Here is an 11,739-nt window from a genome sequence, read left to right as displayed (position 1 = left end):
CCCGCGACCTGGGTCGCGGGTGATGGGGGTTAATGCATGCTCATGAAGGGATCAGCGGATCACCAGGTAGAGCGAGGAGTCGCCGCGCTGGATGTTGAGGGCCAGCACATCCGGCTTGTTCTTCAACGCCTTGGTCAGGTCGGCAAGGGCATTCACTCTCAGCCGGTTGACCCCGATGATGATGTCGCCCTTCTGCAGGCCGGAAGCGGCTGCCGGAGAGCGCGGATCTATCTCGGAGACGGCAACACCCGCCACGGGGTCCGTGGTGGTACTGAGCTTGGCGCCTTCCAGAGCCGGATGCAGGGCACTGGCACGCACCTCGCTGTCATCGGCCTGTTTCAGGGTGACCTTGACGCTCTGCTCCTTGCCATCACGCACTATGCCCAGGGTGACTTGTTTGCCGGCACCCATGGTTGCGATTTTGGCACGCAGTTCCCCAAACGAACGTATGGGCTTGCCATCTATGCTGGAGATGATGTCCCCGGCCTTGATGCCAGCCTTGTCGGCGGAGGAGCCCGGCATGACCTGGTTGACGAAGGCACCATTCTGCTTGGTTGAGCCGAAGGTCTTGGCCAGATCCGAGGTCAGCTCGGCACCTGTGATGCCCAGCTGGCCACGGCGCACTTCACCGAACTTGATGATCTGATCGGACAGGTCGCGCACCATGTTGGATGGAATGGCGAAGCCAATACCGATGTTGCCCCCATTCGGACCCAGGATGGCGGTGTTGATGCCGATCAGCTCCCCACGCAGGTTGAGCAAGGCGCCACCCGAGTTGCCCGAGTTGATGGCCGCGTCAGTCTGAATAAAGTTTTCGAAGTTCTCGATGTTCAGGCCGCTGCGCCCCAAGGCGGAGACGATGCCTGAGGTGACGGTCTGACCCAGGCCGAAGGGGTTGCCGATGGCCAGGGCATAATCCCCGACTCTCAGTTCGTCGGAGTCAGCCAGCTTGATGGCCGTCAGGTCATCCGCCTTGATCTGCAGCAGGGCGATATCGGACTGCTTGTCTTCGCCAATCTTCTTGGCCGTGAATTCGCGGCCATCCTTGAGGCTGACCTTGATCTCGTCCGCTTCGTGGATCACGTGAGCATTGGTGATCACATAGCCTTTCTTGGCATCAATGATGACCCCGGAGCCGAGCGCCTGGAAAGGCTGTTCGCTGACCTGTTCATCAGGCATGTTGGGGCCGAAGAAGAAACGGAATTGCTCGGGCAGACGCTGTCTGGTGACTTTCTTGCCGGAGACAGAGATGTTGACCACAGCAGGAGTCACCTGTTCCAGCACGGGGGCCAGACTCGGGATCTCCTGATTTCCCATCAGGGAGGGCAGTGCCGCCTGGGCAGGGGCCGCAGACATGGCGATACCGACGCTGAGGGCTAGCACGCTGAGCAGAGAAAGAGGTTTACGCATATGAATAACAGCTCCCAGTTAATTGACAGTGCTTTTGCCAAGAATCTGACTACGGATCAAGGAATTAGTTCCAGGAAAGTGTCAGCTGGATTGCTTGAGCAGGCCTGAGGCGCTACCGGCATAGTCCCGCGGAGGCAGACCCTGGCTCTCTTCATCCTTGGTTTGTGTCGGTTCGACTTCTTGCTCGCGGAACAGGGGTTCCTCGGCCTTGGCCAGGAATTTGCTCTGTTCGGCCATGTGGCGGTAGAGGGTCTGGTACTGCTCGGCTAGCTGCTCCATCAGGGCGGCGCTGTCGGCAAAGTGAGTGTTGATCTGGCCCTGGTAACTCTCCATGTCCTTGCGGGCCGTGCTGAGTTCGCGCTCGAGGCGACCGGCATCACGGCTACGTACCGAGAAACGACCAATCAGGACGCCGATAATCAGGGCGGCAACGGCCAGCAGGATCCCATTTAACAGACTCATAGATGCTCCTTGTTACAGCTAATTCAACATGTGGATGATGGCCCAGAATGGCCGTCAACCCTGGTGGCACTATACCGTGCACCCCGGGGCCGTGATACCCTTTTGTCCTCTATTCAGGGACTTGGAGACGTTTGACAGGATGACCCCGCAGCAAAAATATCAGCAAGATCTGCAACGCTCTGATTTTCAGGCCGATCCGGCCCAGGCGATGGCAGTGGCACATCTGGAGCGACTTTATCAGGATTTGTGCGCTCCCCCGACTCCGACCAGATCCCGTGGCTGGCTGGGCTGGTTGCAAAAACCGCAAGCCGTCACGCCTGTCCGGGGATTATATATGTGGGGTGGGGTCGGCCGGGGCAAGACCTGGTTGATGGATATTTTTTTTGAGGCCCTGCCCGGGGATCGTAAGTTACGGGTGCATTTTCACCGTTTCATGCACAGGGTTCATGATGAACTCAGCGGCTTGACCGGTCAGGCCGATCCACTGGAACTCATTGCCAGCAAGCTGGCCAGCGAGACAGACATCATCTGTTTCGATGAGTTTTTTGTCTCGGACATCACCGATGCCATGCTGCTGGGCACCCTGTTTCAGGCGCTGTTTGGCCACGGCGTCGTGCTGGTGGCGACCTCCAATATTCCCCCTAAGGATCTCTACCGCAATGGGCTGCAACGGGCGCGCTTTCTGCCAGCCATCGCGTTGATCGAACAGCATTGCGAGATCCTCAATGTCGATGGGGGAGTCGATTACCGGCTGCGGACATTGGAGCAGGCAGAGATCTATCACCATCCCCTCGACGGGGACGCAAGATCGAACCTGGAGCGCTATTTCCAGCAACTGACCGGGCAGAAGCAACCAGTGCCATTGGCCATCGAAGTGAATCATCGTCAGTTGCAGACACTGGGGGCCGAGGAGGGACTGCTCTACATCAGCTTCGATCAACTCTGTCGGAGCGCCCGCTCTCAAGGGGATTACATCGAGCTGTCACGGCTGTTTCATACCGTGTTGCTGGCCGAGGTACAACCAATGGGGGCGGGGTCGGACGATGCAGCCCGGCGTTTCATTGCCATGGTTGACGAGTTCTATGAGCGTCACGTCAAGCTCATCATTTCGGCAGCCGTCCCCATGGCGGAACTCTACAGCGGAGGTTTGCTCAGCTTCGAGTTCAAACGCTGCCTTTCACGACTGCAGGAGATGCAATCGCACGAATACCTTGCCAGAGTGCACCTTCCTTAGTCACAATACCCGCGCCTGCCAGTCGGATGGGCATCTGCGGCAGGTAGGGTCGGGCGACATTTGCTAGCGTCATGGCAGTGAAATTAGCAGGTGATATTTAAGGCAACTTCACTTATAATCGCCCGGCCCACGTTACAGCTGTCGATAAGACAGCAATACTTTAAAGCTTTACTTGTATTCGAAGGGGTACAGGTAGGCCATCGTTTGTTGCTTGTGGGCGAGCCCCCATAAGCAATTGGGTCTGTAACAGGTAATTGGGTTTAACTTAATGAAAACTTTCGTTGCCAAGCCAGAAACCGTAAAACGTGACTGGTACATTGTGGACGCAGAAGGTAAAACTCTGGGTCGTATCGCAACTGAGATTGCTTCTCGTCTGCGTGGTAAGCACAAAGCTGAGTATACTCCGCACGTTGACACCGGTGATTACATCATCGTTGTAAACGCTGAGAAGGTGCATGTTACCGGTAAGAAATTTACCGATAAAATCTACCATTCTCACTCCGGTTTCCCGGGTGGTATCAAGTCAATCAGCTTCGACAAGCTGATCAAGCGTAAACCGGAAATGGTAATCGAAGCTGCTATCAAAGGCATGCTGCCGAAAGGTCCTCTGGGCCGTGCCATGTTCCGTAAACTGAAAGTTTACGCAGGCGCCGAGCATGCTCATGCTGCTCAGCAACCTCAAGTACTGGATATCTAATCGGGAACTGGCAACATGGCAGAAAATCAATACTACGGTACCGGCCGTCGCAAAAGCTCCACTGCTCGCGTCTTTATCAAAGCGGGTAGCGGTAAAATCGTAATCAACCAGCGCTCCCTGGAGCAGTACTTCGGTCGTCCGACTGCCCGTATGGTAGTTCGTCAGCCGCTGGAACTGGTTGAAATGACCGAGAAACTGGATCTGTACATCACCGTTAACGGTGGTGGCATCTCCGGTCAAGCTGGTGCGATCCGTCACGGTATCACTCGTGCTCTGATGCAGTACGATGAGACCCTGCGCGGTGAACTGCGTAAAGCAGGCTTTGTTACTCGTGATGCCCGTAAGGTTGAGCGTAAGAAAGTCGGTCTGCACAAAGCTCGTAAGCGTCCGCAGTACTCCAAGCGTTAATTCGCTTTTGGTACTCACTCTTTCGAGTGTTAAAAAAGCCTGGCAGCCGCCAGGCTTTTTTTATTGGTAACGTTTCGATAGCCATTGCTAACCTCACGTCACAAAAGACAAAAAATTGTGTCTTTATTGTTTTTGCCCTTCGCTTCTCTTTCTTGTCAATTTGTTATCTTTTCTTTAAAATTTCCTCGATTTTTCTGTGACAATTGTAACTCCTGCTTCCGCCACTGTTGTCACAGGGGAACAGGGACATTATAAGAATGCGCCGAGTCCACATGGGAGAGTTTTTGGATGAGCAATGCGCCAGTTGATACCGGCCGCCGCAGATTTCTTACCTGGTCAACGATCGCCGTTGGTGGGGTAGGGGCTGCTTTTACCGCAGTGCCGTTTATAAAATCATGGAACCCGAGTGCCAAGGCCAAGGCTGCTGGCGCTCCGGTTGAAGTCGACATTAGCAAGTTGGAGCCGGGTCAACTCATTCGCGTTGAATGGCGCGGCAAACCGGTTTGGGTGGTCAATCGCTCCAAGCAGATCCTGGATGGCCTGCCGACGCACGATAACCTGTTGCGCGATCCAAAGTCCGATGAGCCCCAACAACCTGACTATGCCCATAATGGATACAGATCCATCAAGCCGGAAATCTTCGTGGCTGTTGGTATCTGTACTCATTTGGGTTGCTCCCCGTCTTATCTGCCGGACAGCTTCGGTGAACAGGTCGAAGGGGTCAGTTCTGGCTTTTTCTGCCCCTGTCATGGCTCCAAGTTTGACATGGCCGGTCGCGTGTTTCAGGGGGTTCCTGCCCCATTGAATCTGGTGATCCCGCCGTACCAGTATCTCAACGACACCACCATCCTGGTCGGTGCCGATGGCAAGGAGGCCTGACCATGTTTGCCAAATTGATGGGCTGGATCGATTATCGTTTTCCGCTCACAGCCATGTACAACGACCACATGGCCAAGTACCCGGCCCCGAAGAACCTCAATTTTTGGTACTTCTTCGGGTCCCTTGCCATGCTGGTGCTGGTTAACCAGATAGTCACAGGCATCTGGCTGACCATGAACTACAACCCGTCGGCCGAGGGTGCTTTCGCCTCTGTCGAATACATCATGCGGGATGTGGATTACGGCTGGCTGCTGCGCTACATGCACAGTACCGGCGCCTCCGCCTTTTTCGTGGTGGTCTATCTGCACATGTTCCGTGGCCTCATCTATGGTTCCTACCAGAAACCCCGTGAGCTGCTGTGGATCTTCGGCATGCTGATCTTCCTGGTATTGATGGCGGAAGCCTTCATGGGGTACTTGTTGCCCTGGGGGCAGATGTCCTTCTGGGGCGCTCAGGTCATCATCTCGTTGTTTGGTGCCATCCCGGTGATCGGTGACGATCTGACCCTGTGGATCCGGGGTGACTACGTTATCTCGGGGGCAACACTCACCCGCTTCTTTGCACTGCATGTCATCGCATTGCCGTTAGTCATAGTGTTGCTGGTTGCCATGCATATTTTGGCACTGCATGAGGTGGGCTCCAACAACCCGGACGGGATCGAGATCAAGGCACACAAGGACGAGAATGGCTGGCCGCTGGATGCCGTTGCCTTCCATCCCTACTTCACCGTCAAGGACATGATAGGTGTGGCCGGGTTCCTGTTCTTCTTCTGCGCCATCATCTTCTTCAAGCCGGACATGTGGGGTTATTTCCTCGAAAAGCCGAACTTTGAAGTGGCGAATGGTCTGAAGACCCCGGAGCATATCGCCCCTGTCTGGTACTTCACTCCTTTCTACGCCATCTTGCGTGCGGTGCCGGACAAGTTGCTCGGTGTCATCATGATGGGCCTCTCCATCGTCGTGCTCTTCCTGTTGCCATGGCTGGATCGCTGCAAGGTGCGTTCGGTACGCTACCGCAGCATCCTGCACAAGCTGAACATCGCCCAGTTTGTGGTCTGCTTCGTCATTCTCGGTGTGCTTGGCGTATTGCCCTCCACCCCGACACTGACCCTGCTTGCCCAGATCTGTTCGCTTGGTTATTTCGGGTTCTTTGTCCTGCTCTATTTCTATAGCAAGAACGAAAATACCAAGCCGCTGCCGGAGAGGATCACATTCAAATGAAACGAATAATCTTTGCTGTGCTGGCTCTGCTCCCCGGACTGGCGATGGCGGCCACTCATGGTGTGGCCCTGGACAAGGCTGATTATGATCTGAGCGACAAGGCGTCTTTGCAGCGTGGCGCGACCACCTTCATGAACTACTGTGCAGGCTGCCATTCCACCCAGTATCAGCGTTACAACCGGGTGGCTGAGGATTTGGATATACCCGAGGATCTGATGCGGGACAATCTCATCTTCAACGGTGCCAAGGTGGGGGATCTGATGAAGAGCTCCATCGCCGAGAAGGATGCTGCCCGCTGGTTCGGTGCACCGCCACCGGACTTGACGCTGGTTGCCCGGGTGCGTGGTGCAGACTGGATCTACACCTACCTGCGCTCCTTCTACGTGGATCCGACGCGCCCATTCGGGGTGAATAACCTGGTGTTCCCCTCTGTGGGCATGCCCCATGTGCTGGAGCCGCTGCAGGGTACTCCACGTCTGGAACAGGAGACCCGCCTGGTCGATGGGCAAGAGGTGCAGGAGACCATTGGCATCAAATCCGACGGCAATGGCGAAATGACCAACGAAGAATATGATCAGACGGTACTGGATCTGGTAAACTTCTTGGTCTACTCGGCTGAGCCGGTCAAACTGGAGCGCGAACGCATGGGCTTCTGGGTGCTGGGCTTTATCGCGATCTTCTTCATCTTCACTGTGCTGTTGAAGAAGGAATTCTGGCGCGACGTTCACTAAGCGACCAGATCCGAGTAATATAATGCACGGCAATGAGGTCCAAGTTACTTCATTGCCGTTTCTGCTTTTTAATGACGGGAGGGTTCAATGGCTGTAGCTGCCAATAAGCGTTCGGTAATGACGCTGTTTTCCGGTGCCAACGATATGTTCAGCCATCAGGTGCGCATTGTCCTGGCGGAGAAGGGTGTTAGCGTAGATATCTGCCAGGTTGACCCGAGCAACCTGCCGGATGAACTGGCTGAGCTGAACCCGTACAACTCGGTGCCGACTCTGGTGGATCGTGAGCTTGCACTCTATACCTCACGCATCATCATGGAGTATCTGGACGAGCGCTTCCCCCATCCACCACTGATGCCTGTCTACCCGGTTGCCCGTGGTAACAGCCGTCTGATGATGCATCGCATCGAACTGGACTGGTACAGTCTGGCCGACAAGATCATGGCTGGCACCGATGTCGAGGCGGCACGCAACGAGTTGCGTGACAATCTGCTGGCCATCGCCCCCATCTTCGGTGAAATGCCCTATTTCATGAGCGAAGAGTTCGGTTTGGTTGACTGCTACATGGCTCCATTGCTGTGGCGTTTACCGAGCCTGGGGATCGATCTGGGTGGCCGTGGCGCGAAAGAGCTGAAGGCCTATATGGTTCGTCTGTTCGAGCGTGAGTCCTTCCAGGCATCGCTCACTGAAGCTGAGCGCGAGATCCGCTCCGGTATATGAGTATGGAACCGACAATGACCCCGAGCCGCCCGTATCTGTTGCGGGCGTTCTTTGACTGGCTGCTGGACAATGACTTGACGCCTCACCTGGTGGTGAACGTCAACATTCCCCATGTGCAGGTGCCGCTGCAATTTGCCCAAGATGGGCAGATAGTGCTGAACATAGCGCCGCGAGCGGTGATGCAGTTCCACATGGATAATGATGCTATCAGCTTCAGCGCCCGCTTTGGTGGCGTGTCCCAGCAGGTTTATATTCCCATGGCGGCCATAGTGGCCATCCATGCCAGAGAGAACGGTGTTGGTACTCTGTTCCCGCCCGAGCCAGCTTATGACCTCTGGCTGGAGCAGGCGGAAGATCAGGCGCAACCTGAGCCTGAACCGCCGCGCCCCACGGGCAGGCCGAGTCTCACTGTCATCAAGTAACCTTGTTGAATCAATAAAAACGCAGCCAATCGGCTGCGTTTTTTTATTTCGGATGCGGGACCCGCATCAGTCCTGAGCGTATTCGAACGCCTTGATGACCCGGGTCACACCGCTGACGTGGCGGGCAATCTCGACCGACTGTTCCGCCTCTTTACGGGTTACCAGACCGATCAGGAAGACCTCGCCGTTCTCTGTCACCACCTTGACCTTGGCACTGTCGAAGTCCTTGGCGGCCAGCATGTCGGTGCGCACCTTGGAGGTGATCCAGGAGTCGTTGCTGCGGGTACCTATGCTCACCGGTTTGCCAAGGCGCAGTTCGTTGTAGACGTGACGAACGCCCTCAATGCGGCCAACCGACTGGCCTGCGGTCTGCTTGTAAGCATCGGTTGGTGTCTGACCGACCAGCAGCACGCGGCCATTATTGCTGTAGACACTGATCTTGCTGGCCGCAGAGAGCTGCTTGTTGTCTGCCAGCACGTTGGACGCTTTCAACTCGATGGCCTGATCGTCCCACTGGGTGCTCAGGGTGCGGCGATCGCCGGCGCTGGATGCGGTACCGGCGGCACCACCGACCAGCACGGCCGCACAGCCTTGCAGCAGGAGAGTTCCGGCCACCAGGGTCAGGGTCAGCGTGGTTTTTTTCAAGATGTCAGTCCTCTTGTTGCGGGAAAAGCGTCTGATCGATGAGATCACAGAGGCAATGCAGGGTCAACAGGTTGACTTCCAAAATGCGTGGTCGACGGGCAGAGGGAACCCGGATCTCGACATCGTTTGGACCGAGCAGACCGGCCATCTCGCCGCCGTCACCGCCGCTCAGCACCACTATGGTCATGTCACGGGAGAGGGCGGCTTCGGCCGCCTTGATCAGACTGCGGCTGTGGCCGGAGGTGGTAATGACCACCAGGATGTCACCGGGTTGACCCAGGGCGCGGATCTGCTTGGCATACACCTCTTCGAAGCCGTGATCGGTGGCGATGGCACTGATGGTCGCCATGTCCGCGGTCAGTGCCATGCCAGGCAGGGAGGGGCGCTGTGTCTCGTAGCAGTTGACCAGCTCGCTGATAAACAGCTGCGCCAGGGCGGCGGAGGGACCGTTACCGCAGGCGAGTACCTTGTGGCCATTGAGCAGGCAGATGGTGATCATCTGCGCCGCAGTATGGATGGCATCCGGTAGCGCCTCCGAGGCGGCGATCTTGGTTTGAATGCTTTCTGTGTAGTTTTCTTTGATGCGATCTGTCATGGGATCCTCTTAAAAAGCGTTCTGGATCCAGTCAGGCTGGTTGCCCTCGAACGCCAGCACATCGAATCGACAGGCCTGGCTGGCCTCGTTGATGCCATGGTGCGTCAAATAGTGGCGGGCGGCTAGCATGAGCTTGCGCTGTTTGGCCGGGGTGACCGAGGCGGCGGCACCGCCATGGTCGTTATTGGCCCGATATCGAACCTCGACAAACACCAGGGTATCACCCTGGCGCATGATGAGATCCAGCTCGCCACCGCGACAGTGATAGTTGCGTTCAATCAGTTGCAGGCCCTTGGCCTGCAACCAGTCGGCGGCGACTAACTCAAAGTGCTGCCCCGGGCGCTGTGGTGTCGCTGTCGTCTGAAACAGGTTCAGGCAGTGCTGTATCAGGGGCTTGAGCCGGCTCTTCATCGCTGGACTCCGGGGTGTCAGGGAGCGTGGCTTGCTCCATGCCGATGGGGTTACCCGTTGCATCGAGCAGCTTGCCATCCTGATAGGTGGCCCAGCTCTGCTCCCGCTGTACGACGCCATCCTGACTAATGCTGAGTTGACCGCTCAAACCCGGCTGTTTCATGGCGCCGACGGCGCGCATCTGCATCAGGTTAGGACTCAGGCTGACGGCGTCATAGCCCAGGGCAAACAGGCGCAGCAGGTCACCCTGAGTCTGTGGCCAGAGCAGCTGGGCCTTGCCGCGCAGCTCGTTGAACTCACCCAGCATCAACGGCATATCGCCTATGCGCAGACCATTGAGCTCCGAGGCTGCCTCGGTGGCCCCGCTGTCATAACCGCGGGGGCCGGTGAAGATCGGCAGGCTACCCATGGGATTGACCGAGATATCCACATAGGGTTTGACCATGCGGGTCTCGAGGTTGTTGGCGATCAGATAGACGACATCGATGCTGCGCGGCGTCTCATCGGAGAGCTGCATGACCTCGCCCGCCCGGGCGGTGGAGCGACCGCTCAAGGCATTTTTCACCATGCCCGGCACCTCTTTGCGGGAGGTAAAGGTCGCGACCACGGGCTTGTCCTGACTCAGACCGCTCCAGGTCTGCTCGAACGCCTTGATGCTGCCATAGCCAATGCGGCCCTGGGTGGCGATCAGCAGGGGCTTGCGATAGCCCTGGCCAAACAAGTAGTTGGCAGCCTGACTTGCATCGGCGGCGGCCGAGAGGGAGAAGTAGAAGGTGCTGTCATTGACGATCGGTTTGTCCAGCTCGTTCAGGGCGAGCACGGGCACGGTCGGGTTGAGCTTGAGCAGCTCCTCGACCCTGTCCTTGAGCAAGGGACCGATGATCATGTCGGCACCATCCTGGATGGCTTGCTGGTAAAGCTCACCAACGGATTTGGTCTGGGTGTCGTAGAAGTTCAGGCTGTATTGGCCGTTATTCTCCTTGTAGGACATCAGCATACCGTTGCGGATTGCCGAACCCTGGGGCTCCAGATTGCCGGACAGTGGCAAGAAAACGGCTATCTGCTGAGGAGCCAGGCCAGTGGTACTGGCCAAGTCGCCAAGACCGGCCGGCATGTCCTGCTGGGCAGGATGGTTTGGGAAGTCACGCTTCCAGCCATCTAACTGACGAGCCAGCTGGCTCGGCTGAGCACCAAACTCGTTGACTAGGGCAGCCAGTCGCAGCCAGCCGGTGGTCACATCGGGTGCCGGTGCTTCTTCCAGCGCTTGCAGGGTGGTGGGGGTCATGCTTTTCAGCAGGGACCAGATCTGCTTGTGATTGGTGGCAACCTCCTCTTTGGTCAGATAGGGCTCCAGCAAGATCAGGGATTTGGCGGCACCAAACTTGTTATTGATGTCGAGCTGCAACACGGTGCGCTGGCGATACCAGTCACGCTGGGTATCGGCATCAAGCTCCACCGCCGGCTTGCCTTCCAGCAAGATCAACGCCTGGTTGGCATTGCCCTGGGCCAGGAGCACATGGGCTTCTAGCAATTGCGCCTGGGCTTGCTGTTGTGGTGTCTTGGCCTGTTTTTGCAGCTGTTGCAGCAAGGCCTGCGCCGGGTTGAGCTGGCCTTGAGCCAGATAGCTGCGCGCAGCCAAGGTTTGCCAGATGAAGGCTTCATCCGGCTTGGCCGGATCCACCTTGGCCAGATAGGCCTCCGGATTCTGGGTCAGTGTGGCGAAGCCAGAGAGGCCTCCTGCCTGTCCAGAGGGTTGATTGGGTTCCGACGCGCAACCCGCAAGCAGGATAGCTGCGAGTAGGATGCCGAAGAGTCGTGATACACTTAGCTGCTTTGTAACCCGGTTCAAGTTCATTCCCCGACCAGTGTTGAAGTTACCCATAGTGTAAACGGGCCAATATGGCGACA

General features: G+C 56.8%; 14 protein-coding genes. 8 read left to right on the top strand and 6 right to left on the bottom strand.

Annotated elements, in window-relative coordinates; genetic code table 11:
• Positions 1-51 precede the first annotated feature (51 nt).
• Both M2366_RS12795 and M2366_RS12790 read right to left on the bottom strand, forming a co-directional pair.
• The gene (locus M2366_RS12795) at positions 52-1,410 is read right to left on the bottom strand and encodes a DegQ family serine endoprotease (protein ID WP_042041895.1); all 1,359 of its coding nucleotides are present in this window, start codon (positions 1,408-1,410) and stop codon (positions 52-54) included.
• Between the two features lie 81 nt (positions 1,411-1,491).
• Positions 1,492-1,872 (bottom strand): YhcB family protein, encoded by a 381-nt coding sequence (locus M2366_RS12790; RefSeq protein WP_259236819.1) that lies wholly within the window; start codon positions 1,870-1,872, stop codon positions 1,492-1,494.
• A 139-nt stretch (positions 1,873-2,011) separates the two neighbouring features.
• Between M2366_RS12790 and zapE the strand changes: the two genes are divergently transcribed.
• The 8 genes from zapE to M2366_RS12750 all read left to right on the top strand — a co-directional run bounded on the left by zapE (position 2,012) and on the right by M2366_RS12750 (position 8,180).
• Positions 2,012-3,106, top strand: a complete 1,095-nt coding sequence (gene zapE, locus M2366_RS12785; protein WP_259269880.1) for a cell division protein ZapE — start codon at positions 2,012-2,014, stop codon at positions 3,104-3,106.
• A 268-nt stretch (positions 3,107-3,374) separates the two neighbouring features.
• Positions 3,375-3,803: a 50S ribosomal protein L13 gene (rplM, locus tag M2366_RS12780; protein ID WP_042019612.1), complete on the top strand. Its 429-nt coding sequence runs from the start codon at positions 3,375-3,377 to the stop codon at positions 3,801-3,803.
• A 15-nt stretch (positions 3,804-3,818) separates the two neighbouring features.
• Positions 3,819-4,211 (top strand): 30S ribosomal protein S9, encoded by a 393-nt coding sequence (rpsI, locus tag M2366_RS12775; protein ID WP_005891084.1) that lies wholly within the window; start codon positions 3,819-3,821, stop codon positions 4,209-4,211.
• A gap of 288 nt (positions 4,212-4,499) precedes the next feature.
• Positions 4,500-5,090, top strand: a complete 591-nt coding sequence (gene petA / locus M2366_RS12770; RefSeq protein ID WP_042041892.1) for a ubiquinol-cytochrome c reductase iron-sulfur subunit — start codon at positions 4,500-4,502, stop codon at positions 5,088-5,090.
• Positions 5,091-5,092: 2 nt separating this feature from the next.
• Complete coding sequence (locus M2366_RS12765) at positions 5,093-6,310, top strand: cytochrome bc complex cytochrome b subunit (RefSeq protein ID WP_042041891.1); 1,218 nt, start codon at positions 5,093-5,095, stop codon at positions 6,308-6,310.
• A complete protein-coding gene (locus tag M2366_RS12760; protein WP_224431899.1) occupies positions 6,307-7,041 on the top strand; it encodes a cytochrome c1 in 735 nt (244 codons plus the stop codon). Before M2366_RS12765 ends, M2366_RS12760 begins: the two co-directional genes overlap by 4 nt.
• An 87-nt stretch (positions 7,042-7,128) precedes the next feature.
• Positions 7,129-7,758, top strand: a complete 630-nt coding sequence (gene sspA, locus M2366_RS12755; RefSeq protein WP_005891096.1) for a stringent starvation protein SspA — start codon at positions 7,129-7,131, stop codon at positions 7,756-7,758.
• Positions 7,755-8,180 (top strand): ClpXP protease specificity-enhancing factor, encoded by a 426-nt coding sequence (locus M2366_RS12750; RefSeq protein ID WP_042041888.1) that lies wholly within the window; start codon positions 7,755-7,757, stop codon positions 8,178-8,180. Before sspA ends, M2366_RS12750 begins: the two co-directional genes overlap by 4 nt.
• Positions 8,181-8,246: 66 nt before the next feature.
• On the opposite strand, the gene dolP is transcribed toward M2366_RS12750, so the two are convergent.
• From dolP to M2366_RS12730, 4 genes are read right to left on the bottom strand one after another with little or no spacing between them, the layout of a single operon-like run.
• Positions 8,247-8,825 carry a division/outer membrane stress-associated lipid-binding lipoprotein gene (gene dolP / locus M2366_RS12745; protein ID WP_042041887.1) on the bottom strand — a complete coding sequence of 193 codons (579 nt, stop codon included), beginning with the start codon at positions 8,823-8,825 and terminating at the stop codon, positions 8,247-8,249.
• 4 nt (positions 8,826-8,829) lie between these two features.
• A complete protein-coding gene (locus tag M2366_RS12740; protein WP_005891102.1) occupies positions 8,830-9,420 on the bottom strand; it encodes an SIS domain-containing protein in 591 nt (196 codons plus the stop codon).
• 9 nt (positions 9,421-9,429) lie between these two features.
• Positions 9,430-9,831, bottom strand: a complete 402-nt coding sequence (locus M2366_RS12735; protein WP_042041886.1) for a YraN family protein — start codon at positions 9,829-9,831, stop codon at positions 9,430-9,432.
• Entirely contained in the window at positions 9,743-11,686 is a 1,944-nt protein-coding gene (locus M2366_RS12730) for a penicillin-binding protein activator (protein WP_259269879.1), read from the bottom strand. Before M2366_RS12730 ends, M2366_RS12735 begins: the two co-directional genes overlap by 89 nt.
• Positions 11,687-11,739: the final 53 nt, after the last annotated feature.

Source organism: Aeromonas sp. BIGb0405 (genome assembly GCF_024807335.1).
Taxonomy (GTDB): domain Bacteria; phylum Pseudomonadota; class Gammaproteobacteria; order Enterobacterales; family Aeromonadaceae; genus Aeromonas; species Aeromonas rivuli.
This window is presented reverse-complemented; position numbering and strand designations above follow the sequence as displayed.

Bases quoted from the DNA above. Each gene is read 5' to 3' on its own strand.
- petA (WP_042041892.1), top strand. From the start codon at position 4,500: ATGAGCAATGCGCCAGTTGATACCGGCCGCCGCAGATTTCTTACCTGG.
- M2366_RS12760 (WP_224431899.1), top strand. From the start codon at position 6,307: ATGAAACGAATAATCTTTGCTGTGCTGGCTCTGCTCCCCGGACTGGCG.
- rplM (WP_042019612.1), top strand. From the start codon at position 3,375: ATGAAAACTTTCGTTGCCAAGCCAGAAACCGTAAAACGTGACTGGTAC.
- zapE (WP_259269880.1), top strand. From the start codon at position 2,012: ATGACCCCGCAGCAAAAATATCAGCAAGATCTGCAACGCTCTGATTTT.
- M2366_RS12795 (WP_042041895.1), bottom strand. From the start codon at position 1,410: ATGCGTAAACCTCTTTCTCTGCTCAGCGTGCTAGCCCTCAGCGTCGGT.
- M2366_RS12790 (WP_259236819.1), bottom strand. From the start codon at position 1,872: ATGAGTCTGTTAAATGGGATCCTGCTGGCCGTTGCCGCCCTGATTATC.
- M2366_RS12765 (WP_042041891.1), top strand. From the start codon at position 5,093: ATGTTTGCCAAATTGATGGGCTGGATCGATTATCGTTTTCCGCTCACA.
- sspA (WP_005891096.1), top strand. From the start codon at position 7,129: ATGGCTGTAGCTGCCAATAAGCGTTCGGTAATGACGCTGTTTTCCGGT.
- M2366_RS12730 (WP_259269879.1), bottom strand. From the start codon at position 11,686: ATGAACTTGAACCGGGTTACAAAGCAGCTAAGTGTATCACGACTCTTC.
- M2366_RS12750 (WP_042041888.1), top strand. From the start codon at position 7,755: ATGAGTATGGAACCGACAATGACCCCGAGCCGCCCGTATCTGTTGCGG.
- M2366_RS12740 (WP_005891102.1), bottom strand. From the start codon at position 9,420: ATGACAGATCGCATCAAAGAAAACTACACAGAAAGCATTCAAACCAAG.
- M2366_RS12735 (WP_042041886.1), bottom strand. From the start codon at position 9,831: ATGAAGAGCCGGCTCAAGCCCCTGATACAGCACTGCCTGAACCTGTTT.
- rpsI (WP_005891084.1), top strand. From the start codon at position 3,819: ATGGCAGAAAATCAATACTACGGTACCGGCCGTCGCAAAAGCTCCACT.